The organism is Variovorax sp. WDL1, from assembly GCF_001541225.1.
Taxonomy (GTDB): domain Bacteria; phylum Pseudomonadota; class Gammaproteobacteria; order Burkholderiales; family Burkholderiaceae_C; genus Variovorax.
Window position 1 is genome coordinate 142,420 of sequence record NZ_LMTS01000163.1, and the last position, 25,309, is coordinate 167,728.

22 protein-coding genes are annotated in these 25,309 nt (G+C 66.9%); 17 read left to right on the top strand and 5 right to left on the bottom strand.

Annotated elements, in window-relative coordinates:
• Window positions 1-108: 108 nt before the first annotated feature.
• The 8 genes from APY03_RS22370 to APY03_RS41695 all read left to right on the top strand — a co-directional run bounded on the left by APY03_RS22370 (window position 109) and on the right by APY03_RS41695 (window position 11,412).
• Entirely contained in the window at window positions 109-1,917 is a 1,809-nt protein-coding gene (locus APY03_RS22370; protein WP_068680154.1) for an NADH-ubiquinone oxidoreductase-F iron-sulfur binding region domain-containing protein, read from the top strand.
• Window positions 1,914-4,808, top strand: a complete 2,895-nt coding sequence (gene fdhF, locus APY03_RS22375; protein ID WP_068680156.1) for a formate dehydrogenase subunit alpha — start codon at window positions 1,914-1,916, stop codon at window positions 4,806-4,808. The genes APY03_RS22370 and fdhF overlap by 4 nt, the downstream gene beginning before the upstream one ends.
• Before the next feature lie 123 nt (window positions 4,809-4,931).
• Window positions 4,932-5,522 (top strand): DUF3305 domain-containing protein, encoded by a 591-nt coding sequence (locus APY03_RS22380; RefSeq protein ID WP_068680158.1) that lies wholly within the window; start codon window positions 4,932-4,934, stop codon window positions 5,520-5,522.
• Entirely contained in the window at window positions 5,515-6,111 is a 597-nt protein-coding gene (locus tag APY03_RS22385) for a DUF3306 domain-containing protein (protein WP_068680160.1), read from the top strand. Before APY03_RS22380 ends, APY03_RS22385 begins: the two co-directional genes overlap by 8 nt.
• Window positions 6,035-8,149, top strand: a complete 2,115-nt coding sequence (locus APY03_RS22390) for a 4Fe-4S dicluster domain-containing protein (RefSeq protein WP_232081238.1) — start codon at window positions 6,035-6,037, stop codon at window positions 8,147-8,149. Before APY03_RS22385 ends, APY03_RS22390 begins: the two co-directional genes overlap by 77 nt.
• Before the next feature lie 55 nt (window positions 8,150-8,204).
• Window positions 8,205-8,822: a TorD/DmsD family molecular chaperone gene (locus APY03_RS22395; RefSeq protein WP_068680162.1), complete on the top strand. Its 618-nt coding sequence runs from the start codon at window positions 8,205-8,207 to the stop codon at window positions 8,820-8,822.
• 384 nt (window positions 8,823-9,206) lie between these two features.
• Complete coding sequence (locus tag APY03_RS22400) at window positions 9,207-9,674, top strand: type III secretion system chaperone (protein ID WP_068680164.1); 468 nt, start codon at window positions 9,207-9,209, stop codon at window positions 9,672-9,674.
• A gap of 55 nt (window positions 9,675-9,729) precedes the next feature.
• Window positions 9,730-11,412, top strand: a complete 1,683-nt coding sequence (locus APY03_RS41695) for a hypothetical protein (RefSeq protein ID WP_146039657.1) — start codon at window positions 9,730-9,732, stop codon at window positions 11,410-11,412.
• 144 nt (window positions 11,413-11,556) lie between these two features.
• Here APY03_RS41695 and APY03_RS41700 read toward each other — a convergent pair whose 3' ends face one another.
• A complete protein-coding gene (locus APY03_RS41700; protein WP_146039658.1) occupies window positions 11,557-11,817 on the bottom strand; it encodes a hypothetical protein in 261 nt (86 codons plus the stop codon).
• A gap of 343 nt (window positions 11,818-12,160) precedes the next feature.
• On the opposite strand from APY03_RS41700, the gene APY03_RS22420 reads away from it, so the two are divergent.
• Genes APY03_RS22420 through APY03_RS22455 form a run of 8 tightly spaced genes read left to right on the top strand, consistent with a single transcriptional unit; the run spans window position 12,161 to window position 21,377 of the window.
• On the top strand, window positions 12,161-12,385 hold the full coding sequence (locus APY03_RS22420) for a formate dehydrogenase (protein WP_068680173.1): 225 nt from the start codon (window positions 12,161-12,163) through the stop codon (window positions 12,383-12,385).
• Window positions 12,386-12,398: 13 nt separating this feature from the next.
• Window positions 12,399-15,392 carry a formate dehydrogenase subunit alpha gene (locus tag APY03_RS22425; protein WP_068680175.1) on the top strand — a complete coding sequence of 998 codons (2,994 nt, stop codon included), beginning with the start codon at window positions 12,399-12,401 and terminating at the stop codon, window positions 15,390-15,392.
• Window positions 15,393-15,405: 13 nt separating this feature from the next.
• A complete protein-coding gene (gene fdh3B, locus APY03_RS22430; RefSeq protein WP_068680177.1) occupies window positions 15,406-16,026 on the top strand; it encodes a formate dehydrogenase FDH3 subunit beta in 621 nt (206 codons plus the stop codon).
• Complete coding sequence (locus APY03_RS22435; protein WP_068680179.1) at window positions 16,023-16,286, top strand: hypothetical protein; 264 nt, start codon at window positions 16,023-16,025, stop codon at window positions 16,284-16,286. Before fdh3B ends, APY03_RS22435 begins: the two co-directional genes overlap by 4 nt.
• A 31-nt stretch (window positions 16,287-16,317) precedes the next feature.
• Window positions 16,318-17,547, top strand: coding sequence for a formate dehydrogenase subunit gamma (locus APY03_RS22440; protein WP_068680182.1), 1,230 nt, complete (start codon window positions 16,318-16,320; stop codon window positions 17,545-17,547).
• Window positions 17,544-17,933, top strand: coding sequence for a hypothetical protein (locus APY03_RS22445; protein ID WP_068680184.1), 390 nt, complete (start codon window positions 17,544-17,546; stop codon window positions 17,931-17,933). Before APY03_RS22440 ends, APY03_RS22445 begins: the two co-directional genes overlap by 4 nt.
• Window positions 17,930-18,799 carry a formate dehydrogenase accessory sulfurtransferase FdhD gene (locus APY03_RS22450; RefSeq protein ID WP_068680186.1) on the top strand — a complete coding sequence of 290 codons (870 nt, stop codon included), beginning with the start codon at window positions 17,930-17,932 and terminating at the stop codon, window positions 18,797-18,799. The genes APY03_RS22445 and APY03_RS22450 overlap by 4 nt, the downstream gene beginning before the upstream one ends.
• A gap of 58 nt (window positions 18,800-18,857) precedes the next feature.
• Window positions 18,858-21,377, top strand: coding sequence for an ABC transporter permease (locus tag APY03_RS22455; protein WP_068680188.1), 2,520 nt, complete (start codon window positions 18,858-18,860; stop codon window positions 21,375-21,377).
• Window positions 21,378-21,402: 25 nt separating this feature from the next.
• On the opposite strand, the gene APY03_RS22460 is transcribed toward APY03_RS22455, so the two are convergent.
• The 3 genes from APY03_RS22460 to APY03_RS22470 all read right to left on the bottom strand — a co-directional run bounded on the left by APY03_RS22460 (window position 21,403) and on the right by APY03_RS22470 (window position 23,847).
• Window positions 21,403-21,984 (bottom strand): DUF3501 family protein, encoded by a 582-nt coding sequence (locus tag APY03_RS22460; RefSeq protein WP_068680190.1) that lies wholly within the window; start codon window positions 21,982-21,984, stop codon window positions 21,403-21,405.
• 5 nt (window positions 21,985-21,989) lie between these two features.
• The gene (locus APY03_RS22465) at window positions 21,990-23,342 is read right to left on the bottom strand and encodes a (Fe-S)-binding protein (protein WP_068680192.1); all 1,353 of its coding nucleotides are present in this window, start codon (window positions 23,340-23,342) and stop codon (window positions 21,990-21,992) included.
• A gap of 82 nt (window positions 23,343-23,424) precedes the next feature.
• Window positions 23,425-23,847 (bottom strand): rubrerythrin family protein, encoded by a 423-nt coding sequence (locus APY03_RS22470; protein WP_068680194.1) that lies wholly within the window; start codon window positions 23,845-23,847, stop codon window positions 23,425-23,427.
• 256 nt (window positions 23,848-24,103) lie between these two features.
• On the opposite strand from APY03_RS22470, the gene APY03_RS22475 reads away from it, so the two are divergent.
• Window positions 24,104-24,523, top strand: coding sequence for a group II truncated hemoglobin (locus APY03_RS22475; RefSeq protein ID WP_068680348.1), 420 nt, complete (start codon window positions 24,104-24,106; stop codon window positions 24,521-24,523).
• A 96-nt stretch (window positions 24,524-24,619) separates the two neighbouring features.
• Here APY03_RS22475 and APY03_RS22480 read toward each other — a convergent pair whose 3' ends face one another.
• Window positions 24,620-25,270 (bottom strand): Smr/MutS family protein, encoded by a 651-nt coding sequence (locus tag APY03_RS22480; protein ID WP_068680349.1) that lies wholly within the window; start codon window positions 25,268-25,270, stop codon window positions 24,620-24,622.
• Between the last annotated feature and the right edge of the window lie 39 nt (window positions 25,271-25,309).

Genomic DNA, 25,309 nt, shown 5'->3' on the forward strand with positions numbered 1-25,309 from the left:
CGGCCTTCATTTTCGAATTGAATCACTCCATGTGCGGATTCAATTTGCCAAGCGCCGCCGGGCGCTCCACAGTGCAGCCGAGGCATCCCGCCGTCGACGGCCGAGGCAATGAACCACCCAGGCACCCAGAACGAGATCCAGGCGATTCCACTCGCCACCCCCGACCAGTTGCGTGAGCGCATCCGGCGCAAGAGCAAGCTCAAGGGGCGCCAGCCCGAGGCGGAGGCGCTGCGGGAAGTGCGCGAGCTCCTCGGCCCGAAGCCCGACGGCGGCTGGCCCCGCGACCTTCTCATCGAGCACCTGCACCGGCTCAACGACGCCAGCCTCGGCCTGCACGACCGGCACCTGGTGGCGCTGGCCTCGCTCACGAACATCCCGATGGCCGAGGTCTACGAGGTCGCGACCTTCTATCACCACTTCGAGATCCTGCGCGGCGACGAGCAGGCGCCCGGCCTCACCGTGCGCGTGTGCGACGGACTGGCCTGCGAGCTGGCGGGCGCCCGGGACCTGCTGGCGCGGCTGCCTGCGCTGCTCGGTGCGGCGGGCCGCCAGGACGTGCGCGTGATCTCCGCGCCCTGCATCGGCCGCTGCGAGCAGGCGCCCGCCGCGGCTGTCCACCAGCGCGCCGTGCCGATGGCGAACGCGGACAAGATCCTGCTGGCGCTGGAATCTGCGCTGCCGCCACGCGAGACCGGGCATTTCGAGCCCTCGGACTTCGCCGAAAAAAGCGTGACGCCGCCGCTCGACGCGGTGCAGACGCTGCCTCCCTTCACCGACTACGCCACCTACCGCGCCAACGGCGGCTACGCCCTTGCCGCGGCGCTGGTCAACGGCGAGCAGGACGCGCAGGCCGTGGTCCAGGCCATGGAAGACTCCGGCCTGCGCGGCCTCGGCGGCGCGGGCTTCCCGGCGGGGCGCAAGTGGCGCATCGTGCGCGAGCAGCCGGCGCCCCGGCTCATGGCAGTCAACATCGACGAGGGCGAGCCCGGCACCTTCAAGGACCGCGCCTACCTCGAGCGCGATCCACACCGCTTCCTCGAAGGCCTGCTGATCGCGGCGCAGGTCGTGGGCACCGAGGCCTGCTACATCTACCTGCGGGACGAATACCACGACTGCCGCGCGCTGCTGGAGGCCGAGTTGGCCAGGCTTCGGGCCGATCCGCCCTGCGAGTTGCCGCGCATCGAGCTCAGGCGCGGCGCCGGCGCCTACATCTGCGGCGAGGAGTCCGCGATGATCGAGAGCATCGAGGGCAAGCGCGGCGAGCCCCGCATGCGCCCGCCCTACATCGCGCAGGTCGGCCTGTTCGGCCGGCCCACGCTGGAGCACAACTTCGAGACCCTCTACTGGGTCCGCGACATCGTCCAGCGGGGCCCCCAGTGGTTCAGCGGCTTCGGCCGCCACGGGCGCAAGGGGCTGCGCAGCTTCAGCGTGAGCGGGCGGGTGAAGCAGCCCGGCGTCAAGCTCGCACCTGCGGGCATCACGGTGCAGGAGCTGATCGACGAGTACTGCGGCGGCATGATGGACGGCCACCAGCTCTACGCCTACCTGCCCGGCGGCGCCTCGGGCGGCATCCTGCCGGCCCGCATGAACGACATCCCGCTGGACTTCGACACCCTGCAGCCCCACGGCTGCTTCATCGGCTCCGCCGCCGTGATGGTGCTGAGCCAGCACGACAAGGCGCGCGATGCGGCGCGCAACGTGATGCGCTTCTTCGAGCACGAGAGCTGCGGCCAGTGCACGCCCTGCCGCGTGGGCACGGCCAAGGCCGCGGCGCTGATGGAGGCGCCGGTGTGGGACCAGGCCACGCTGGAGGACCTGGCGCAGGTCATGGGCGATGCATCGATCTGCGGGCTCGGCCAGGCGGCGCCCAATCCGATCCGCTGCATCCAGAAGTACTTTCCGCAGGAGATCGAATGAACGCGCCCGCCAAGCTGAACGAACTGATGCCGCAGACCGTCGAGTTCACGCTCGACGGGCGGGCGGTCCAGGCCTTCGAGGGCGAGAGCATCCTGCAGGCCGCGCAGCGGCATGGGGTCGAGATCCCGCGGCTTTGCTACAAGGAAGGGCTGCGGCCCGACGGCAATTGCCGGTCCTGCGTGGTGGAGCTGAAAGGAGAGCGCGTGCTGGCGCCGAGCTGCTGCCGCAACGTGACCGCCGGGATGGAGGTGCAGGCCACGAGCGAGCGGGCGCGCAAGAGCCAGCGGATGGTGGTCGAGATGCTGCTGTCCGACATGCCCGACGCGGGGTACAAGTGGAACGATGAAGGTGTTGGAGAGGCAGCCGTCGGCGAAGCGGTTGGCCAGCATGGCGAACTCAGCGAATGGGCCGAGCGCCTCGAAGTGAACGTCCGCCCCGCGCTCAAGGCACTGCGGCGCGAACAGCCGGCCGCCGACATCTCCCACCCCGCCATGGCCGTCAACCTCGACGCCTGCATCCAGTGCAACCGCTGCGTGCGCGCCTGCCGCGAAGAGCAGGTCAACGACGTCATCGGCTACGCCCTGCGCGGGGCCGCATCCAGGATCGTCTTCGACCTCGACGACCCGATGGGCGACAGCACCTGCGTGGCCTGCGGCGAATGCGTGCAGGCCTGCCCCACCGGCGCCCTGATGCCCAAGAGCCACATCGGCTCGCAGCAGGTCGACCGCAAGGTCGACTCCGTCTGCCCCTTCTGCGGCGTGGGCTGCCTGATCACCTACAACGTCAAGGACGAGAAGATCGTCAGCGTCGACGGCCGCGACGGCCCGGCCAACCATGGCCGGCTCTGCGTCAAGGGCCGCTTCGGCTTCGACTACGCGCACCATCCGCAGCGCCTCACCAAGCCGCTGATCCGCAAGGCCGGCGTGCCCAAGGGCTTCAGCGACGCACCGCGCCCCGGCGACTGGCGCGACACCTTCCGCGAGGCCAGCTGGGAAGAGGCGCTCGAACTCGCGGCCGGCAAGCTCAAGGATCTGCGCGACACGCATGGCAACAAGGCGCTCGCCGGCTTCGGCTCCGCCAAGGGCAGCAACGAAGAGGCCTACCTGTTCCAGAAGCTGGTGCGCACCGGCTTTCGCAGCAACAACGTCGACCACTGCACGCGCCTGTGCCATGCCTCCAGCGTGGCGGCCCTGCTCGAAGGCGTGGGCTCGGGCGCGGTGAGCAACCAGGTCAACGACGTGGAGCACGCGGACCTGATCTTCATCATCGGCTCCAACCCGACCGCCAACCACCCGGTCGCCGCGACCTGGATGAAGAACGCCGCCAAGCGCGGCGCGAAGATCGTGCTCGCCGATCCGCGCGTCACCGACATCGGCAGGCACGCCTGGCGCACCCTGCAGTTCAAGGCCGACACCGACGTGGCCATGCTCAACGCGCTGATCCACACGGTCATCGACGAGGGCCTGGTCGACGAGACCTTCGTGCGCGATCGCGCCAGCAACTTCGAGGCGCTGCGCGAGAACGTCAAGGGCTACAGCCCCGAGGCCATGGCGCCGATCTGCGGCATTCCCGCCGAGACGCTGCGCGAGGTGGCGCGCGCCATTGCCACGGCCAAGGGCGCGATGGTGCTGTGGGGCATGGGCATCAGCCAGCACGTGCATGGCACCGACAACGCACGCTGCCTGATCGCGCTGGTCACCGTCACCGGCCAGATCGGCAAGCCCGGCTCGGGCCTGCATCCGCTGCGCGGCCAGAACAACGTGCAGGGGGCGAGCGACGCCGGGCTGATCCCGATGATGTTCCCCAATTACCAGCGCGTGGACAACGCCGAGGCGCATGCGTGGTTCGAGGACTTCTGGGGCGTGCCGCTGGACGAGAAGCCCGGCTACACGGTGGTCGAGATCATGCACAAGGCGCTGGCGCCGGAGGACGACCCGCACAAGATCCGCGGCATGTACATCATGGGCGAGAACCCCGCGATGAGCGACCCGGACCTCAACCATGCGCGCCACGCACTCGCGAGCCTGGAGCACCTGGTGGTGCAGGACATCTTCATGACCGAGACCGCGTGGCTGGCCGACGTGGTGCTGCCCGCCAGCGCCTGGCCCGAGAAGACCGGCACGGTGAGCAACACCGATCGCATGGTGCAGCTGGGCAAACGGGCGCTGGATCCGCCGGGCGACGCCAAGCCCGACTTGTGGATCGTTCAGCAGATCGCGCAGCGCATGGGCCTGTCGTGGAACTACGAAGGCGAGGAATGCGGCGTCGCCGCGGTCTATGAGGAAATGCGCCAGGCCATGCACGCCGCCATCAGCGGCATCAGCTGGGAGCGGCTGCAGCGCGAGTCCAGCGTGACCTACCCCTGCCTGAGCGCCGACGATCCGGGCCAGCCGACCGTCTTCATCGACAGCTTCCCGACTGCGGACGGCCGCGTGAAGCTGGTGCCGGCCGACATCATCCCGGCCGACGAGCGGCCCGACGCGCAGTACCCCTTCGTGCTGATCACCGGCCGCCAGCTGGAGCACTGGCACACCGGCAGCATGACGCGCCGCGCGACGGTGCTCGACGCGCTGGAGCCCATGGCCACGGCGTCGATGAACCAGGGCGATATCGATGCGCTGGGCTTGAAGGCGGGCGACGTGATCACCATCCGCTCGCGCCGTGGCGAGGTGGCGATCCACGTGCGGCGCGACGACGGCACACCGAATGGCGCGGTCTTCGTGCCCTTCGCGTACTACGAAGCTGCTGCCAACCTGATGACCAACGCAGCGCTCGACCCGATGGGAAAGATTCCCGAGTTCAAGTACTGCGCGGTGCAGGTCCTGGCGGGCGGAACGCCCATAGCGGCGGCGGGCTACGGGACCGGGGCGGTGGAGGCTGCCGCGCATTGAGGAAGGCAGGGGGCATGAGCCCGATGCGCGTGTCCTGCTGCCCTGAACAGGATTGCCGGCAGCACGCCGCGCAATAGCCGCGGCGCCGTGTCCACATCTGGCGCATCGGCTATCGTCGGGCGCATGAACCCGCCTTCCGGTCCCCCCATCGACGCTGGCGCGCGCCCCTCGCTCGAAGTCGCGGTCGTGATGCGACGTGAACGGTTGCACGGACCCTCGAGCCATTGGCAGCCCTGGCGCTGGACGCTCGAGGGCGTCGTGCCCGACGAGCCCGGCTTCGGCAGCGCGCCGCGCCTGCTGGAGCAGGACGACGAATTGCAGCGCTGGCTGCATCCGGGCTTCAAGGTCGAATTGTTTCGCGACGACACCGACGGCTACCAACTGAACGCGACCACACCCATGCCGGGCTGGTTTGTGCTGTGGCGCCTTGAAGAGGAGGCGACCGTGGCGCCGGAGCCGATCGCGCGCCCGTTGGTGGTGACGCTCAGCTACAACGAGGCCGGCCGCTGGCTGGATGCGCAGGAGAACGTCGAGCAGGTGCCGGCGCCGCCGGAGGTGGTCGAATGGCTGCGCACCTGGGTCGACGAGCATCACGTGGCCGAACCCAGGCGCCGACAGCGGCCGCAGAGCTTCAGGCCGCTGGTCGACCGCTTCGGCAATGCGGCCAGTATTTCGACCGAGAAGAAGCGCGGGCGGGGAGCGGGCGATGTCTGAAGGGTTCTTCGAGCGGTGGTCGCGGCGCAAGCAGCAGGTGAGGGAAGGGGAGGTGCCGGAGGAGGCGGTGGTGCCTTCGGAGCCTGCGCCGGTTGCGCAGGCTGCGCGCCCCCAACCCACCCCCGTTCCGGAAGCGGAGACAGAAACTCCGGTGGCGCCGACGCTTGCAGATATCGAAGGCCTGACCCCCGAATCCGACTTCAAGCCCTTCCTTGCCGGCAACGTCGCGCCCGAGGTCAAGAACGCCGCACTCAAGAAGCTGTTCGCCGATCCGCACTTCAATGTCATGGATGGCCTCGACACCTACATCGACGACTATTCCGTTTCGACCCCGGTGCCCGAGAGCGTCCTGCGCCAGATGGCCAGCGCGAAGTTCATGAAGCTGTTCGAGGAACAGCCCGACAAAAACCCTGAGGGCGACGCAATGCCGGACGTGGCACAGTCGACCCCCACGGATCCCGTTCCCAGCCAGCCGGTTGCCGCCGATGTGCAGCCGACACGCCAAGAAGCCGATGACCACCACGCTGATCTGCGACTGCAACAAGACGATGCCGCTCGAGCCGAAGACCCTCGGCGCGGCGCTGGCTGAAACACTGCCCCTGCATTCCACGCTGTGCCGCCGTGAGGCGCCGGCTTTCCAGCGCGCGATCCAGTCCGGCGACGACGTGGTGGTCGCCTGCACGCAGGAGAAACGCCTGTTCGGCGAGCTCGCGCAGCAGACGCCCGGCGCCGAGTCGCCGATCCGCTTCGTCAACATCCGCGAAACCGGCGGCTGGAGCCGCGATGCGGCGGGCGCCAGCCCCAAGATCGCGGCGCTGCTCGCGCAGGCCCGGCTGCCGGAGCCCGAGCCGGTCGGCATCGTCAGCTACAAGAGCCAGGGCCGGGTGCTGGTGGTCGGCGCGCTCGACGAGGCGGAGCGCGTGGCTGCGCTGCTGGCCGATACGCTGGAGGTCACGATCTTCTCGCGCGGCCCCGGCAGCACAGGCGGCGCGCAGGAACGCCGCTGGCCCGTGGTCGCCGGCCGCATCGATGCGCTCGCCGGCTGGCTCGGCGCCTTCCAACTGCGCTGGACGCGCGACAACGCGATCGACCTCGACCTCTGCACCCGCTGCAATGCCTGCCTGGTGGCCTGCCCCGAACAGGCGATCGGCCTGGACTACCAGATCGACAACGCGAAGTGCCAGTCGCACCGCGACTGCGAGCGCGCCTGCACCGTGGCCGGCGCCATCGACTTCAGCCGCCCGGCCGAGGCCCTCGAGGCCGGCTTCGACCTGGTGCTCGACCTCGGCGAGGCGCCGCTGATCGACTGGCACGCGCCGCCGCAGGGCTACTTCCACCTGCGCGGCGGCCTGGCGAATGCGCTCGCGCCTTCGACCCTGCTGCAGCTGCGCGAGCTGGTGGGCGAGTTCGAGAAACCGAAGTTCTTCGACTACCGCCAGAAGCTCTGCGCCCACAGCCGCAACGAGCAGGTGGGCTGCAACGCCTGCATCGAGGTCTGCTCGGCCCATGCGGTGAGCAGCGACAAGGGGCGCCAGCGCATCGTCGTCAACCCGAACCTCTGCGTCGGCTGCGGCGCCTGCACCACCGTGTGTCCGACCGGCGCGCTGGCCTACGCCTATCCGCATGCGCCCGACCAGGGGACGCGGCTGCGCACGCTGCTCTCCACCTATGCGGTGGCGGGCGGGCGCGATGCGGTCCTGCTGCTGCACGGCCGCGAAGGCGGCCAGGCCCTGATCGAGAAGTTGGGCCGCGAGGCGCGCCTCGGCCGCGCGCAGGGCGTCCCGGCACAGGTGATTCCGGTCGGGCTCTGGCACGCGGCGAGCACCGGCATCGACCTGTGGCTGAGCGCCATTGCCTTCGGCGCCTCGCAAGTGGCGGTGCTGGCCACCGGCGAGGAGGCGCCCGCGTACATCGATGCGCTGCGCGCGCAGATGAACATCGCGCAGGCCGTGCTCGCGGGCCTGGGCTACGCCGGCACGCATTTCCGGCTGATCGAGGCGGGCGAGCCCGCCGCGCTGGACCAGGCGCTGGCGCAACTGCGCGAGGCGCAACCGCAACGCCCGGCGGCGCCGGCGCGCTTCGCGGTCGGCGCCGAGAAGCGCAGCACCCTCGAACTCGCGCTGGACCACCTCGTGGATGCCGCCCCGGCCATGAAGACCGGCCGCGACTCGCCGCTCGCCATCGCGCTGCCAGCGGCCTCGCCCTACGGCGCCATCGACGTCGACAAGAACAAGTGCACGATGTGCCTGGCCTGCGTGAGCGCCTGCCCGGCGAGCGCCCTGCAGGACAACCCCAACGCGCCGCAGCTGCGCTTCGTCGAGAAGAACTGCGTGCAGTGCGGCCTGTGCGCAAGCACCTGCCCCGAGGATGCGATCTCGCTCGTGCCGCGGCTGCTCGTGGCGCCCGAGCGCAGCCAGCCGGTGGTCCTCAACGAAGCGAAGCCCTGGCGCTGCATCCGCTGCGACAAGCCCTTCGGCACCCAGAAGGCCATCGAGGCCATGCTCGGCAAGCTGGCCGGCCACGCGATGTTCCAGGGCGAGGCGCTGGAGCGCCTCAAGATGTGCAGCGACTGCCGGGTCATCGACCTGTACAGCGCCTCCAACGAACTCAAGATCACGCAGCTATGAGCCGCAGGGCCGTTCCCAAGGCGAATACCGCGGCGCTTTGCGCGGAGGTTTTTTGATGAGCGAGAGCTTCCCTGCCACTTCAGCGCTCGACGAGGAACTCGCGCGCGCGGAGCTCTACGGGCTGCTCGCGCGGCTCTGGTATGCCGCCCCCGACGCCGAGCTGCTCGCCGCCTTCCAGGTCGCGCCCACCGAGGCGCCGGCCGCCGGCGCCTTTCTGGAGGAGCCCTGGCGCCAGCTGGTGGGCGTGGCGCGCGGCCTCGACGCGGCAGCGGTGCGTGACGAGTACGACGCGCTCTTCGGCGGCATCGGCAAGCCCGATGTGTACCTGTTCGGCTCGCACTATCTCAGCGGTTTCCTCAACGACAAGCCGCTTGCGCGCCTGCGCGGCGACCTGGACCGGCTGGGCCTCGCGCGCGAGCAGGCGGTGTCGGAGACCGAGGATCACGTGGCCTGCCTGTTCGAGGTGATGCGCTACCTGATCGCGGGCGAGGACGTCGCGGTGGCCAACCTCACGCAGCAGCAGGCCTTCTTCGCCACGCATGTGCAGCCGTGGATGCCCGCCATGTGCGATGCGGTGGCGCAGCATCCGAAGGCGCATTTCTATGGCGCCTTGTCTGCGTTGACGCGGGCCTTTGCCGAGGTAGAGGCTCAGGGTTTCGACATGCTGGATTAGCCTGCCCTGAAGCTCAGCGCAGCTGGTGAGCTGTGTCGTAAGCCCGCCCTGTCTGCCCTGTGTGCCCTGTCTGACATGGGATCGATGCTGTCCGCCCGATACGGGCGCGTTGCGGCATTGCAGAGGCTCGCTGGGTTACCGCTGCACTTCTTGCGGAGGCCTCCGACTTCGGTCTTGCTCCGCCGGGCGATTCTGAAGTTTGTTCGCTGCAGCAGCCTCACCAGAGATGAGGCATGTATCGTCGCGCGAGTCCGAATCCGGGAAGCAGCTGGGGATGCCTTGTTCTCCATCGAGCGTGATTTGTCATTCGAGGCTGCCTTCAATCGCCGAGGTGGATAAATGGAACCTGACCCTCATGACGTCGCACAACCCGGAGCGAGCCCCATGCCCTGGCTCACCCCCCACGACATCGAAGTCGCCTTCAACGAGGCAACCAATGCCGAGCCGGAACTGGGCACAGTCACGTCGCTGGACAACTCAAGCTGGCTGATTGAACTGGCTAGCGGGGACGACATCCTGGCCGAATGGGTCACCAGTCCGCCGCGCCTGGTATTTACCACCGCTCTCGGCCGGCTCGAACCCGAGCATGAATTGCTGGCCTACAAGCTTGCGTTGACCTACAACGCCCAGGGGCATCACAACGGCACACTGCGTTTGGGGCGCGACCACGAAGACGGCGATCTGCTGCTCATGGCCGATATGTACCCGACCGATTCAGCCGTATCTGGGCTAGCGCAAGAGTTGATGCGTTTAGAAGCCTCCCGCGTGCTTTGGGAGGCAGCGCTCCAAGGCATAAGGCACAGTGAACCGGACGAGCCCTCAGGCATCGATGCCGCAGGGTTGCGCATTTGACTCACCGCAAATCTCACCACGATTTTCCCTAATCTCTATCATTCATTTTTTGCATATGACCCCTCGAATTTCTGCCTCCAAGATCGCTCTCGGCGCGACATCCCTGCGTCAGCCCGCCCAGAAAACCGGGCCAAGCGAGAAATCTTTAAACAGAGTCGTCAAAGAAAAGGTTTCTTTCAGGAGACGCTGGAATGAGCTGATGAATCCAAAGAAGGCTTTCGACGAGACCGTGAGAAACAATCTCAAAGGTCTTCTTGCAAAGGCGCAAAACAACGCCCTGCTCGTTGATGTTGACGACGTGCAGACATCTCTCCACGCATTGAAAAACTACATCGATGACAGCAAGACACCGCTGGAAAAATCGAAGTACATGCCGCATGTGGAAGTTGTGAAAAAAGCCATTGCGCTTATTGAAATTCAAGAATGCAAAACCGCCGTAAAAGAAGCCGGGCGCGCCCGGGGGACCCAAAATAACCGAGTACATAATGGGGTACTTCCATCGGTTCAGCGAATTCGCCAGGACCTGATGGAAGTCAATCTTGACGGGCAAGGTCAAAGCAAATTCACTCGATTTGAAAAATCTGTCAGCTTACTTAAGGAAGGCTGGGACCGGAAAGTAGAAGCGGCACGAGACAAATCGACGTCGCCGAGCAACCCACAAGGTAAAACAGATAAAAAGCTGGAACGGAACAACGCTCGGCGCTTGAACCTACAGAAGAAGATAAAGCAGCGCGAGGCTCAGCGCTTCTTGAATGCGATGGGGAATCTGGCTCCGCTGGAAGGCATGCAGCTGATTCCGGCAAAATACCGACTCCAACATCTTCCCGAGGCTTCTGGTGTCGAAGAAACCTTGAACAAAGGCGAGGTGAAGCTTAGGCACCTGCAGGAGGCCCCGCTTCAATTTGTGAACGATCTTGAGAAGAGTGCCAAGAATCTAGTAGCGGAAATGGATGCTTTCTACGCCGACCTCCAGCAAGAACGTACCGAGCTCGAAGGGAAAATAAAACAGAGCGGTGATCAAATTCAGAAAAAAAATCTTCAAAGCAAGCCTGACAACCTTGAGCTTCGTGCCACGCAGCAATTTCGTCAAGAATTTGCCACCTTCGTGGAAACATACGATCGCTGCGTAGACGCCTTGTTTTCCCTTGGAAAGCAGCTCACGCAAGGCAGCGCCCTGTCCGAACAATTGCGACCAAGCGAATATGGAGAAATGCGAAGATATGGCTTTGCAATTTTGTCATTGATCGAGGAACTGACGTCTGAGGAAAATCTTTGCGGTGAGATCTACCTGCTGTCCAAAAAAGGCATGAACTCCCTTCTCGACGCCAGCGAAGTTCTCGGACTCTTTACGAAGACCGCAAAGCTCAACGACGCCGAACCGTCGGAGCATATCGAATTGCCTCCTGCCGACAGGATGAACCCTATGAGCGAGGAAGAGCGCGCGCTTTTGGACCGAGAAGAATATGTTCCCGCAGCGTTTGGTAAAATGACGATCGAGCCCGCCAAACGCAATGGCAAGCCAGGTGGCTTGAGTGTGGATGATTTGATGAGAAACGAACAACTTCGGAAAGCGAATATTCCCGAGAAAATTGGCGCAAGACGTCTCGATCGTCAGATGAAAGATCGTTTCATCGAAGGGGCGAAGGAAAAAAGGGAACGGGCGATCGATGGCCTCTTGGATCAAATGCTCAAAGGGGTGTCGTCCTTTGAACCGGGCAATAAGGCATTGGAGAGTTGAACCGATAATAGCCCGCGGGCCGACTACGAAAGCGAGTGGCAGGTCTACCAGCCCAGTGGACGGCATTCTTTAAACATATTGACCTTTCTACCCCCGAGCAACATCCGGGGGTAAGGCGTTGGCTGGCGTCGATAGCAAGGCTCTTCAAGGCTTTTGCCTGGTGCTTACGACAAGTCCAAGAAAGTTCGCCGCTATTATTGAAACTGTCATCGCCGAGGCAGTCGACACGACAGCAGCGATGACATGGGCAATATTGATTTCCTGCCCGCAGATTTGAGTCATTGACGCATCTGGCGGTAGCTCATTCGGAGCGACTTCCTCAACGCCAAGGCGCTTGCGCGCCCGCGCGGCGACCTGCGGCTGGGCCTGATGCGCGAGCAGGCGCGGTCCGAGACCGACGACCACTTGGTCTGCATGTTCAAGGTAACGCGCTACCTGATCGCGGGCGAGACGTCGCTGTCGCGACCTGACCCGGCAGCAGGGCCTTCTTTACCACCCATGCGCAGCCCTGGATGCCTGCCTTGTGCGATGCGGAGGCGCAGCATCCGGAGGCGCGTTTCTATACCGCTCTTGGCCTCATTGACCCGCCCCTTTGGCGAGGTCGAGGCCCAGGCCTCCGACACGCCGGAGTGAGGCCAACGCCAACCCAAGGGCCTTTCCATTGCCGTGGTATTAGGGTCTGGACTAGTATCCAAACATATGTAACTGGTTTCATATCCAGTTTTGATGAGCCACTCCTGGAGAAGATATGCAGGACAGCCAAGCCGCCGGCACCAAGCCGGCGTCCCGCCGGGGTTTTTTCCTGGGCGCCGCCTCGGTCGGCGCAGCCGCAGCTGCCGTCACGGTGCTGCCCAAGGTTGTCGAGGCGCCAGCCTCCGCCGCTACTCCCGCCCCCAAACCCGCGCCCGACAAGGGCGGCGGCTACAGCCTGAGCGAACACGTCAAGCGCTACTACCAGTCCACTTCGGCCTGAGGAACGACACACCATGCTGCTGACCCGCAAGTCGACCGTCACCGTGCGTGACGGCGAATCGATTCACGCCTCTTCGCCTTCGTCCGCCTCGCCTTTCGTCCACAGCCTGCGACGTGGCCTCTCCAACGCCCTGCCGACCATGGACCGGCGCGCCTTCCTGCGGCGCTCGGGCCTCGGGGTCGGCGTCGGCCTGGCCGCCGGCCAGCTCACGCTGATGCGCAAGGCGCAGGCCGTCGAGGGCAGGCCCGCAGCCGTCGGCGCGGGCAAGATCGAGGTCCGGCGCACCGTCTGCACCCACTGCTCGGTCGGCTGCGCCTCCGACGCCGTGGTCGAGAACGGCGTCTGGGTCCGGCAGGAGCCGGTCTTCGACTCGCCGCTCAACCTGGGTGCCCACTGCGCCAAGGGTGCCGCGCTGCGCGAGCACGGCCACGGCGAGTACCGGCTGCGCTACCCGATGAAGCTGGTCGACGGCAAGTACCAGCGCATCGGCTGGGACCAGGCGCTCGACGAGATCACCGCCAGGCTCAAGGAGCTGCGCCAGGCCAGCGGGCCCGATTCGGTCTACTGGATCGGCTCCAGCAAACACAGCAACGAGCAGGCGTACCTGATGCGCAAGTTCGTGAGCTTCTTCGGCAGCAACAACTGCGACCACCAGGCGCGGATCTGCCACTCGACCACCGTCGCGGGCGTGGCGAACACATGGGGCTACGGCGCCATGACCAATTCGTACAACGACATGCGCAATTCGAAGGTGGCGCTGTACATCGGCTCGAACGCGGCCGAGGCGCACCCGGTGAGCATGCTGCACATGCTGCATGCCAAGGAAAACGGCTGCAAGATGATCGTGGTCGACCCGCGCTTCACCCGCACCGCGGCGAAGGCCGACGAGTACGTGCGCATCCGCTCCGGATCGGACATTCCGTTCCTGTTCGGCCTGCTGCACCACATCTTCAAGAACGGCTGGGAAGACAAGAAATACATCAACGACCGCGTCTTCGGCATGGAAGAGGTGCGCGCCGACGTGATGGCCAAGTGGACGCCAGACAAGGTCGAGGAGGCCTGCGGCGTCAAGGAGGCCCAGATGCTGAAGGTCGCGACCTGGCTCCACGAGAACCGCCCGGGCACCATCGTCTGGTGCATGGGCCAGACGCAGCACAGCATCGGCAACGCCATGGTGCGCGCCTCCTGCATCCTGCAGCTGGCGCTGGGCAACGTCGGCAAGTCGGGCGGCGGCACCAACATCTTCCGCGGCCACGACAACGTGCAGGGCGCCACCGACGTCGGCCCCAACCCCGACTCGCTGCCCGGCTACTACGGCATCGCCGAGGGCGCCTGGAAGCACTTCGCTTCCACATGGGGAGTGGACTTCGAGTGGATCAAGAAGCAGTTCGCATCGCCCGCGATGATGAGCAAGCCAGGCATCACGGTCTCGCGCTGGATCGACGGCGTGCTCGAGAAGAACGAGCTGATCGACCAGGACTCCAACCTGCGCGGGGTCTTCTACTGGGGCCACGCGCCCAACTCGCAGACCCGCGGCCTCGAGATGAAGCGCGCGATGGACAAGCTGGACCTGCTGGTGGTGGTCGACCCGTACCCATCGGCAACCGCGGCCATGGCCGCCATGCCGGGACGGCCCGAGGACCTGAACCCCAAGCGCGCGGTCTATTTGCTGCCGGCCTGCACCCAGTTCGAGACCAGCGGCTCGGTCACCGCCTCGAACCGCTCGCTGCAATGGCGCGAGAAGGTCATCGAGCCGCTGTGGGAGAGCCGCAGCGACCACATGATCATGCAGCAGTTCGCCGACCGGCTGGGCTTCGGCAAGGAGCTCAGCAAGAACTACCGCATGCAGAAGGTCAAGGGCATGGACGAGCCCATCCCCGACGACATCCTGCGCGAGATCAACAAGTGCACCTGGACCATCGGCTACACCGGCCAGAGTCCCGAGCGCCTGCAGGCCCACATGCGCAACATGGGCGCCTTCGACGTGCGCACGCTGCGCGCGAAGTCCGGCAAGGACAAGGTCAACGGCTACGACCTCACGGGCGACTACTTCGGCCTCCCCTGGCCCTGCTACGGCACGCCCGAGCTCAAGCACCCGGGCAGCGCCAACCTGTACGACACCAGCCGGCACGTGATGGACGGCGGCGGCAACTTCCGCGCCAACTTCGGCGTGGAGCGCAGCGGCAAGAACCTGCTGGCCGAGGACGGCTCGCATTCCGCGGGCGCCGAGATCACCACCGGCTACCCGGAATTCGACCACCTGCTGCTCAAGAAGCTCGGCTGGTGGGACGAGCTCACCGAGGCCGAGAAGCCCAAGGCCGAGGGCAAGAACTGGAAGACCGACTCTTCCGGCGGCATCATCCGCGTGGCCATGAAGAACCACGGCTGCCACCCCTTCGGCAATGCCAAGGCGCGCGCGCTGGTGTGGAACTTCCCCGACGCGATCCCGCAGCACCGCGAGCCGCTCTACGGCACGCGGCCGGACCTGATGGCCAAGTACCCGACGCACGACGACAAGATGGCCTTCTGGCGCCTGCCCACCCTCTACAAGAGCGTGCAGCAGAAGAACATCGCGGACAAGGTGGCCGAGAAGTTCCCCTACATCATGACCTCCGGCCGGCTGGTCGAGTACGAGGGCGGCGGCGAGGAAACCCGCTCCAACCCGTGGCTCGCCGAGCTGCAGCAGGAGATGTTCATCGAGATCAACCCGAAGGTCGCGGCCGAGAAGAACATCCGCAACGGCGAGCGCGCCTGGGTGCACACCCCCACCGGCGCCAAGCTCAACGTGCAGGCGCTGGTCACCGAGCGGGTGGGGCCTGACACCGTGTTCATGCCCTTCCATTTCTCGGGCCACTGGCAGGGGGCGGACATGCTGGCCTACTACCCGGCTGGCGCGGCGCCCGTGGTGCGCGGCGAGGCGATCAACACCTCGACCACCTATGGCTACGACAGCGTGACCATGATGCAAGAGACCAAGACCACGGTCTGCAACATCGAAAAGGCTTAAAGGGAACACCGCAATGGCACGAATGAAGTTTGTCTGCGACGCCGAGCGCTGCATCGAGTGCAACGGCTGCGTCACCGCCTGCAAGAACGAGAACGAGGTGCCCTGGGGCGTGAACCGCCGCCGGGTGGTCACGCTCAACGACGGGGTGCCGGGCGAGAAGTCGATCTCGGTGGCCTGCATGCATTGCTCCGACGCCCCCTGCATGGCGGTGTGTCCGGTGCAATGCTTCTACCGCACGGAAGAGGGCGTGGTGCTGCACGACAAGGACGTATGCATAGGCTGCGGCTACTGCTCCTACGCCTGCCCGTTCGGCGCACCCCAGTTCCCGGCCCAGGGCACCTTCGGCGCACGCGGCAAGATGGACAAGTGCACCTTCTGCGCCGGCGGCCCCGAGGCCAACGGCTCGCAGGCCGAGTTCGAGAAGTACGGCCGCAACCGCCTGGCCGAGGGGAAGCTTCCGGCCTGCGCCGAGATGTGCTCGACCAAGGCGCTGCTGGCCGGCGACGGCGACGTGGTGGCCGACATCTTCCGCACCCGTGTGCTGCATCGCGGCAAGGGCGCCGAGGTCTGGGGCTGGGGCACGGCCTACGGCTCGCAGCAGGCCGGCACGCCGACCAACGGAGGCACCAAGTGAGGCGCGCGGCCCTCATTGCGGCGGCGGCCGCGGCGCTGCTCGCGGCCTGCGGCGAGAAGCCGCAGACCAACGCCCAGGGCGTGAAGTACGACGCCGCGCCCTGGACCGGCACCAGCACCGGCGCGAACTCCGGCACGCAGGCGACCGCCGGCACCGCGTTCACCGCCTCGGGCTGGAAGGTGGGCGACAAGAACGCCTGGCAGCAGCAGCTCAAGGTCCGGACGCAAAACGGCCAGAACGACTACACCCGCGACAACTGACGAAGCGCAAGGAGTCTGCTGCATGAGTTGCATGAACAAGCTGCTGAACGCCCTGGCGCTGACCGCCGCTCTGGCCTCCGGCCTGGCCGTGGCGCAGGCGCAGAACCCCGCTGCCGGCGGTGCGGTCAGCGGTACGCCCGCGCCGCAGGCGCCTTCCGTCGAGGCACCTGCGGCGCAGCAGCCCGGTGGCATCCGCAGCCAGAACATCTTCGAGGTCAAGCCGGAGGCCAGCGCCGATCCGAACTACTTTCAGCAAAGCAACGGCGAGCGCATGAAGGTGCAGCCTGGCAACAACGCGCCGATGTGGCGGCAGGTGGGGCAGGGCGTGACCGGCTACAGCAGCCTGCCCGCTTCGCAGGCGCCCGAGGCCGGCAACCTGATCCAGCCTTTCGTGAAGTACCCGGGCTCGCGCTTCACCAACGCCGGCGAGGCCTGGCGCCAGGTGCGCAACGACTGGATCATTCCCTACGGTGCCGCGCTGCTCTTCGTGGTGCTGCTGGCCATCGCGATCTACTACTTCACGCACGGGCCGATTCGCCTGCACGGTGCGCCCACAGGTCGCAAGATCGAGCGTTTCACCCCGTTCGAGCGCGCCACCCACTGGTCGAACGCGACCGCCTTCGTGGTGCTGGCGGTCTCCGGGCTGGTGATGGCGTTCGGCCAGTTCTTCCTGCTTCCGATCATCGGCGCGACGCTTTTCGGCGGCCTGACCTACGCGCTCAAGACCATCCACAACTTCGTCGGCCCGCTGTTCGTTGTCACGCTGGTGCTGATGTTCATCACCTTCGTGCGAGACAACCTGCCGCGCATGGCGGACTTCAAATGGCTGGCCAAGTTCGGCGGCCTGTTCGGCGGCAAGGAGGTGCCGTCGCACCGCTTCAATGCCGGGGAAAAGCTCGTGTTCTGGGGCGGTGTCCTGGTGCTGGGCACCATCGTCGCCGGTTCTGGCCTGTTCCTGGACAAGCTGCTGCCCGGCTTCGTCTACACGCGCGGCGAGATGCAGGTGGCGCACATGATCCATGGCGTCGCGACGATGCTGATGATGGCGATGATCCTGGGCCACATCTACATCGGCACGCTGGGCATGACGGGCGCCTACGCCGCGATGCGCCACGGCTACGTGGACGAAACCTGGGCGCGCGAGCACCACGAATACTGGTACGACGACATTGCCGCCGGCAAGATCCCGGCTAAGCGCAGCGCCGAGCCCGCCCCCGCCATGCCGGTGAACACCGCCCGTGTCGAAGGAAACCCCTCATGAAGAAGATCGTGATCGCCTGCGGCCTGGCACTGGCCGGCACCGCATTCGCCAAGCTGCCGCCGCCGCCCGACACGCCCGAAGCCAAGGCCAAGGCCGCCGAAACCGCCGCCAGGACCGCATGGACCGGGAAGGTGGAGGCCTACCAGCTATGCATGTCGCAGGACAAGGTGGCCGCCAAGTACCGCGCGGACGCGGCAGCGGCCGGCAAGCAATTGCCGCCGCCGATTCCCCTCCCGGCCTGCGCCGACCCGGGCCCCTTCGCCTTCACGCCGCCGGAGCAGAAGCCGATCGAGGCATCGGGCGCCCACTCGCCGCCCGGCAATGCCTCCTCGCCGCCGAGCATCAACCAGCCCGCCGCGGTCCTCAATCCCACGCCGAAGCAGTGACGCATGCAGTGACGCGTGCCCCGCCGCTTCCGCGCCTGACCTCGGCGCGCGCCGAGCTCACGCGCGAAGTGCACGTTGTCGACGAGCATGGCGAGCACGGCTTGGTCTCGATCCCGGCCGAACGCGACCTGACGGTCTACGTCGACCGGCGCGAGCTCGTCACCCTGATGACACTCGGCGCCCAGCCGGAACTGCTGGTGCTCGGCTATCTCCTGAACCAGCGGCTCATCGAGTCGGCGGCGGACGTCGAATCGATCACGGTCGACTGGGAGGTGGGAGCTGCGGCCGTGAAGACCCATGCGGGCATCGACCGCATCGAGGAGCGCACCGCCAAGAAGGTGGTCACCACCGGCTGCGGCCAGGGCAGCGTGTTCGGGGAGCTGATGGCCGGCATCGATCGCCTGGAGCTGCCTGCGACGCGGCTGCGCCAGTCGCAGCTCTATGCGCTGGTCAACGCGATCCGCCTCCAGGAGAGCACCTACAAGTCGGCCGGCTCGGTGCATGGCTGCGCGCTGTTCACGCTGGGCGAGGGCGACGACGATGCGCACATGCAGTGCTTCGTCGAGGACGTCGGCCGCCACAACGCCATCGACACCATCGCCGGCTGGATCGCGATGCAGCCGGCCGGGCGGCTCGAAGGCGGGCGCGCGTTCTACACCACCGGACGCCTCACCAGCGAGATGGTGATCAAGTCGGCCCAGATGGGCGTGGCCATCGTGGTCTCGCGCAGCGGCATCACGCAGATGGGCCACGAGGTCGCCACGCGCGTGGGCCTGTGCGCCATCGGACGCGCGACCAACCGGCGCTTCGTCTGCTACGCGGGCGTCGAACGGCTGTCGCTGCAACCCGAACTGGCGTCGCGTTAGGCCGCTCGAAAGCCGGGATGTTCCAGCATCCCGTCCAGGCATCGGCTATCGTCGTCCCATGAACGCCTCCTTCCGCCTGGGCTGGCGCACGCTCTGGCGCGATCTGCGCGCCGGCGAGCTGCGCCTTCTGATCGTCGCCGTGCTGCTCGCCGTGGCCGCCCTCACCGCCGTCGGCTTCTTTGCCGACCGGCTCAAGGGCGGCCTGCAGCGCGATGCGCGCCAGCTGATCGGCGGCGATGCCGTGCTCGCGAGCGACAACCCGACGCCAGCGCCCTTCATCGAGCGCGCCCGCTCGCTCGGCCTTCAGACCGCAGGGACCTACGGCTTTCCGACCATGGCGCGTGCCAGCGAGGAGCAGGGCGGTGCGACCAAGCTGGTGGCGCTCAAGGCGGTGGAGGCCGGCTATCCGCTGCGCGGCAGCCTGCAGGTCAGCGCCGCGCCCGACGTGCCGGGGCAACCCACGCGCGAGGTGCCCGCGCCTGGCGAGGTATGGGTCGATGCCTCGCTGCTGGAAGCTCTGGGCCTCAAGATGGGCGACACGCTGCTGCTGGGCGATGCCGGCCTGCGCATCGCGCGCGTGATCACGCTGGAGCCCGACCGCGGCGCCGGCTTCATGAGCTTCGCGCCGCGCGTGATGCTCAACCAGGCCGATGTGCCGCGCACCGGGCTCGTGCAGCCGGCCAGCCGCGTCAGCTATCGCTTCGCGGTGGCCGGGGACACCCTCGCGGTCAAGCGATTCAGCGACTGGGCCGACGCAACCCTCAAGAAGGGCGAGCTGCGCGGAATCCGGCTCGACTCCTTCGAGAGCGGCCGCCCCGAGATGCGCCAGACCCTGGAGCGGGCCGAGAAATTCCTCAACCTGGTCGCGCTGCTGGCTGCGCTGCTGTCGGCCGTGGCGGTGGCACTGGCGGCGCGCGGCTTCGCGGCCAACCACCTCGACGACTGCGCCATGCTGCGCGTGCTGGGCCAGAGCCAGCGCACCATCGCGCACGCCTATGCCTTCGAGTTCGCCGCCATCGGCCTGGCGGCCAGCGCCATCGGCGTCGCGATCGGCTTCGCCGTGCACTACGTCTTCGTGCTGCTGCTGGCCGGGCTGGTGGAGACCTCGCTGCCCGCGCCCAGCCTGTGGCCCGTGGCCTTCGGCCTGGGCATGGGGCTCACGCTGCTCTTCGCCTTCGGGCTGCCGCCGGTGCTGCAGCTCGCCCAGGTGCCGCCGCTGCGCGTCATCCGGCGCGACGTGGGCGGCCTCAAGCCGGCCTCGATCGCGGTGCTCGGACTCGGCGTGGCTGGCTTCGCGGCGCTGCTGCTGGCGGCCAGCAGCGATCTCAAGCTGGGGCTGATCGCGGTCGGCGGCTTCGCGGCCGCGGTGGCGGTCTTCGCCTTGCTGAGCTGGCTGGCGGTGCTGTTGCTGCGCCGCAGCGTCAACGAGACGACCGCGCCGCGATGGCTGGTGCTGGCCACGCGCCAGATCTCGGCACGGCCGGCCTACGCGGTGGTGCAGGTCAGCGCACTCGCCGTGGGTCTGCTCGCGCTGGTGCTGCTCGTGCTGCTGCGCACCGACCTGGTCGCGAGCTGGCGCGCCGCCTCGCCGCCCGATGCGCCCAACCGCTTCGTGATCAACGTGATGCCCGACCAGAGCGAGGCCTTCCGGCAGGCGCTGCAGGCCGGCGGCGTCACGAAGTACGACTGGTATCCGATGATCCGCGGGCGGCTGACCTCGATCAACGACAAGCCGGTCTCGCCCGACGACTATGCGGACGACCGCGCCAAGCGCCTGGTCGATCGCGAATTCAACCTCAGCAACGCCGCCGAGCGGCCGCCGCACAACGAGGTGGTGGCCGGGCGCTGGGAACCCGGGAAGCAGGGCGAGGTCAGCGTGGAGCAGGGCCTGATGGAGACGCTGGGCCTCAAGCTCGGCGACCGGCTGCGCTTCGACATCGGCGGCCAGCAGAACGAGGCGCGCATCACCTCCGTGCGCAAGGTCGACTGGAGCTCGATGCACGCCAACTTCTTCGTGATGTACACCGTGAGCTCGCTCGGCGGCGATGTCCCCGTCACCTACATGAGCGCCTTCCGCGCGCCCGAACGCCCGGGCTTCGACAACGCCCTGGTGCGCACCTTCCCCAACGTCACCAACGTGGACATGAGCGCCACCATCGGCCAGGTGCAGCGCGTGCTGGACCAGGTGATCCGCGCGGTGGAGTTCCTGTTCGGCTTCACCCTCGCGGCGGGCCTGGTGGTGCTGTTCGCGGCAGTGACCGCCACGCGCGAGGAGCGGGCGCGCGAGTTCGCGGTGATGCGCGCGGTGGGCGCGCGCGGCAGCCTGCTGCGGCAGGTGCAGCGCGCGGAGCTTATCGGCGTGGGCCTGCTGGCCGGCTTCCTCGCCAGCATCGTGGCCTCGCTCATCGGCTGGGGCCTGGCGCGCTACGTGTTCGACTTCAGCTGGACCGCTTCGCCGCTGGTCCCGATCGCCGGCTCGCTGGCGGGTGCCGTGCTGGCGCTGGCGGCCGGCTGGTGGGGGCTGCGCGAGGTGCTGCGCAGACCCGTGGTGGAGACGCTCAGGCGCGCGGCGGAATAGAAGTAGGAAACGGGGCTTCTTTCCGTCAGGCCCCCAGGTCGCCCGCGAGGCTCGCCAGCGTCTCAGGCGCGATGACAGTCATCGCAGGGTAGTTCGTGTGGTCGCAGCCCAGCTTCACCTGAGCTCCCGCGCGCACCGCCGCACGCGCCGCATCGTCGAGCTCGAAGCGCAGGAAGTGCACCGCCGAGGTCTTCTCTCCGGTCTCGCGGTCCAGGTCCTCGTCGGCGATGGCGTAGACGCGCGCATGGCCCTCGACCTCGACGAACATGCGGTCCGCCACGCCGATCAGCCGTGCCAGCTCGCGCTTTCGCTCGTGCACGTCGGTGTACTCGATCAGCATGGTCGCCTTCCAATTGCTGCCGTCGGGCACCAGCGGCACGTAGGCCTCGATCTCGCTGCGAATGCCTTCCTCCTCGAAGATCTTCTCGATGTGCAGCATCTCCTGGATCTGGCGGCGGATGGTGACCTCGTCCTCGAACTGCACGTTCATGTGCTCCCCCAGGCGGACGGTGCGCAGCTTTCGGTGCGCAATGAATTCGGGCGCGCTGCTCTTGCGGATCTTCGCGTAGGCCTCCAGCGTCATCAGCGTGTCGGGCGTGATCGTCATCGTCGCTACTCCAGACCGTAGGCCATGCGCACCAGGCTCAGCGGGTGCTGCAGCTTCGCGGTCGGCAGCCCGTCCTGCGCCATGCCCTGCGCGATGTGGTGGCCGGCCAGCGCGCAGTCGGAGCTGATGTAGTCCGGCTCGTTCTTGCCCATGGCCTTGAACACCGGCTTGCCGATCTTCATTGCCACCGGGTGATAGGGCGTCTTCACGCCGTAGGTGCCGGCGTGGCCGGAGCAGCGCTCCACCGTGTTGAGCTGCACCGGGACCGTCTGGCCGATGAGCTTGAACATCTCCTCGGTCTTGCGGCCGATCTTCTGCACCCGGCCATGACAGGGGATGTGGTAGCTGAGCTTGCCCAGCGGGGTCTTGAAGTCGGTCTTGAGCAAGCCGTCCTTGTGGCGCGCCATCAGGTACTCGAAGGGATCGAACATGGCCTGCTGCACCAGCTTCACGTCGGCATCGTCCGGGAACAGCAGCGGCAGCTCCTGCTTGAACATCAGCGTGCAGGAGGGGATGGCCGTGAGGATCGCGAAGCCGTCCTTCGCGTACTTCGCCAACACGGGGATGTTGGCCTCCTTGTGCTTCGCCACGCCTTCCAGGTCGCCCAGCTCGAGCTTGGGCATGCCGCAGCAGCTCTCCTTGGAGACGATGGTGTAGGGAATGCCGTTGTGGCGCAGCAGCTTGATCAGGTCGAAGCCGATGCCGGGCTCGTTGTAGTTGACGTAGCAGGTCGAGAAGATCGCGACCTTGCCCGGCGTGCGCTCGCCGTCGACCACCGGCTGCGCGTCGTCGTCCTTGGGCGCGTTCCAGCGGAAGCGCCTGGTGGCGAGATCGGGCAGCCACGCATCGGGATGCACATGCAGCGTGCTGTCGAGCAGCCTGCGCACCGGCTTCGTCCTGTTCAGTGCATTGACGGCCTGCACCACCACGGGGATACCCGCGAACTGGCCGTGCACGTCGGTCGAGGCGAGGAGCTTCTCGCCACCCGGGACCCCGCCATTCCTGAACTTGATGGCCTTGGCGCGCAGCATGGTGTGCGGGAAGTCCACGTTCCACGGATGCGGCGGCACGTAGGGGCACTTGGTCATGTAGCAGAGGTCGCACAGGTAGCACTGGTCGACCACGCTGCCGTAGTGCCTGGGGTCGACGCCGTGGACCTCGCCGTCCCCGGTCGCGTCGACCAGGTCGAAAAGGTTCGGGAAGGCCTGGCACAGGCTCACGCAGCGACGGCATCCGTGGCAGATGTCGAAGATGCGCGTCATCTCGCGCTCGCAGGCGCCCTGGTCGTAGAACTCGGGGTTCTTCCAGTCCAGCGGGTGGCGCGTCGGCGCCTCGAGATTGCCTTCTCGACTCGTCATGGGATAGCCGTGGCCTGGCGCGCGGCGTCAGCGGGGAGGGAGCCCTGCAAGGAGCCCCGCCCGCGGAGCACCCACGCAGGGCTCAGTCGACCAGCGCCTCGAGCGCCTTGGTGTAGCGGTTGGCGTGCGAGCGCTCGGCCTTGGCCAGCGTCTCGAACCAGTTGGCGATCTCGTCGAAGCCCTCTTCGCGAGCCTGCTTGGCCATGCCCGGGTACATGTCGGTGTACTCGTGGGTCTCGCCGGCCACGGCCGCCTTCAGGTTCAGGCGGCTGTCGCCGATCGGCAGGCCGGTGGCCGGGTCGCCCGACCCATGCTCGAGAAACTCCAGGTGGCCGTGCGCATGGCCGGTCTCGCCTTCGGCGGTGGAGCGGAACAGCGCTGCGACATCGTTCTGGCCTTCGACGTCGGCCTTGTTCGCGAAGTAGAGGTAGCGTCTGTTGGCCTGGGATTCGCCTGCAAAGGCGTCCTTCAGGTTCTGCTCGGTTCTCGATCCTTTCAAGTCCATGGCTGTCTCCTCGGATTGGCTAGGCATGCAAGTGGAACCGTCGCTACCGGCGGTAGCGGCGCCCTCGCAATCTACACCATGCAGCGGGCAGCGCCATACAAAGCCTCAATAAGGATCATTGAGGCAGGCAATGAGCTTCAGCCGGCGGCACGACGAAGCGAACGCGCCCTGTGCTCCTGAGAGGAGAAGGGGGTCATCCCATGGCAATAAAAGCCTGCCGGTCGGAATAGCTCTTTTGCGTATGCATACTGCCGTCATGCACATCCAGGAAAAGCCCCCCTTCGACACGCCCTTCGAGTGGATCGGCGGCGAGGAAAAAGTCCATGCGCTGGTCGAGCGCTTCTACGACCTGATGGAGCTCGAACCCGCCTATGCGCAGCTGCGGGCGGTGCACGGGCCGTCACTCGACAACGCGCGCCAGCGGCTGTTCTGGTTTCTTTGCGGCTGGCTGGGCGGGCCGCAGCACTACACCGATCGCTTCGGCCATCCCATGCTGCGTGCGCGTCACCTGCCGCAGAGCATCGGGGGGCACACCATCGGCATCAAGGAGCGCGATCAGTGGCTCGCATGCATGGACCAGGCGATGGGTGAAGTGGGCGTCGACGAAAAACTGCGCGAGCGGCTGCGCGCCTCGTTCTTCCAGACGGCGGACTGGATGAGGAATTCGGCCGGCTGACCTGAGCCCGAGCTCGCATTTCGGAACTGGTCGGACACTGCTGTGCCATGGGTAAACGGCGGAAGGGGCCGCCGCAATCGCACCTGCTGCCGCAACTCATGCAGGCCGCAGCAAGACCACCACCGCCCCCGCACCCCCTTCATCGGCGCGCGCCTGCACGAAGGCGAGCACCTCGTCCTTCTGCATCAGCCAGCTCTGCACCTTGCCCTTGAGCACCGGCGTCTTGCCGGGCGAGCCCAGGCCCTTGCCGTGCACCACGCGCACGCAGCGCCATCCGCGCCGCATCGCATCGCGCAGGAAGGCGCCAAGCGCTTCTCGAGCCTCGTCGCGGCGCAGCCCATGCAGGTCGATCTCGCCCTGGAGGGTCCAGCCGCCCTTGCGCAGTTTGCGGGTGACATCCACGCCGATGCCGGGCCTGCGGAAGCTCAGGGCGTCGTCGATGTCCAGCAGCGTCGCGGCGTCGAACTCGTCGCTGATCGCTTCCTGCAGCACGCGCTGCTCGTCGAGTTGCTGCTGCACCGGGATCGGCGCCGGCGGCTCGGGCGCCAGCGTCACGGCGGGCTGGCGCCGCAGCGGCTGGGTGGCGCCGATGGCGCGCGAGAACAGGTCCTGGTCCATGGCGCGCTTCTTCTCGGCCGCCGCGCGTGCGGCGGCTTCGGCGGCGTCGCGCTCGCGCTGCTCGGCCAGTGTCTTCTGCACGCCTTTGAGCTCGGCGAGGCTCTTGAGGGCTTTGGGTTTGCTTGGCATCGGCTTGTCGCCGGAGGATACGTCCTGCGTCAGCGCCGG

Excerpts from the sequence above, each read along its gene's own strand:
- APY03_RS22370 (WP_068680154.1), top strand. The coding sequence starts at position 109 with ATGAACCACCCAGGCACCCAGAACGAGATCCAGGCGATTCCACTCGCC.
- fdhF (WP_068680156.1), top strand. The coding sequence starts at position 1,914 with ATGAACGCGCCCGCCAAGCTGAACGAACTGATGCCGCAGACCGTCGAG.
- APY03_RS22380 (WP_068680158.1), top strand. The coding sequence starts at position 4,932 with ATGAACCCGCCTTCCGGTCCCCCCATCGACGCTGGCGCGCGCCCCTCG.
- APY03_RS22385 (WP_068680160.1), top strand. The coding sequence starts at position 5,515 with ATGTCTGAAGGGTTCTTCGAGCGGTGGTCGCGGCGCAAGCAGCAGGTG.
- APY03_RS22390 (WP_232081238.1), top strand. The coding sequence starts at position 6,035 with ATGACCACCACGCTGATCTGCGACTGCAACAAGACGATGCCGCTCGAG.
- APY03_RS22395 (WP_068680162.1), top strand. The coding sequence starts at position 8,205 with ATGAGCGAGAGCTTCCCTGCCACTTCAGCGCTCGACGAGGAACTCGCG.
- APY03_RS22400 (WP_068680164.1), top strand. The coding sequence starts at position 9,207 with ATGCCCTGGCTCACCCCCCACGACATCGAAGTCGCCTTCAACGAGGCA.
- APY03_RS41695 (WP_146039657.1), top strand. The coding sequence starts at position 9,730 with ATGACCCCTCGAATTTCTGCCTCCAAGATCGCTCTCGGCGCGACATCC.
- APY03_RS22420 (WP_068680173.1), top strand. The coding sequence starts at position 12,161 with ATGCAGGACAGCCAAGCCGCCGGCACCAAGCCGGCGTCCCGCCGGGGT.
- APY03_RS22425 (WP_068680175.1), top strand. The coding sequence starts at position 12,399 with ATGCTGCTGACCCGCAAGTCGACCGTCACCGTGCGTGACGGCGAATCG.
- fdh3B (WP_068680177.1), top strand. The coding sequence starts at position 15,406 with ATGGCACGAATGAAGTTTGTCTGCGACGCCGAGCGCTGCATCGAGTGC.
- APY03_RS22440 (WP_068680182.1), top strand. The coding sequence starts at position 16,318 with ATGAACAAGCTGCTGAACGCCCTGGCGCTGACCGCCGCTCTGGCCTCC.
- APY03_RS22445 (WP_068680184.1), top strand. The coding sequence starts at position 17,544 with ATGAAGAAGATCGTGATCGCCTGCGGCCTGGCACTGGCCGGCACCGCA.
- APY03_RS22455 (WP_068680188.1), top strand. The coding sequence starts at position 18,858 with ATGAACGCCTCCTTCCGCCTGGGCTGGCGCACGCTCTGGCGCGATCTG.
- APY03_RS22460 (WP_068680190.1), bottom strand. The coding sequence starts at position 21,984 with ATGACGATCACGCCCGACACGCTGATGACGCTGGAGGCCTACGCGAAG.
- APY03_RS22465 (WP_068680192.1), bottom strand. The coding sequence starts at position 23,342 with ATGACGAGTCGAGAAGGCAATCTCGAGGCGCCGACGCGCCACCCGCTG.
- APY03_RS22470 (WP_068680194.1), bottom strand. The coding sequence starts at position 23,847 with ATGGACTTGAAAGGATCGAGAACCGAGCAGAACCTGAAGGACGCCTTT.
- APY03_RS22475 (WP_068680348.1), top strand. The coding sequence starts at position 24,104 with ATGCACATCCAGGAAAAGCCCCCCTTCGACACGCCCTTCGAGTGGATC.
- APY03_RS22480 (WP_068680349.1), bottom strand. The coding sequence starts at position 25,270 with ATGCCAAGCAAACCCAAAGCCCTCAAGAGCCTCGCCGAGCTCAAAGGC.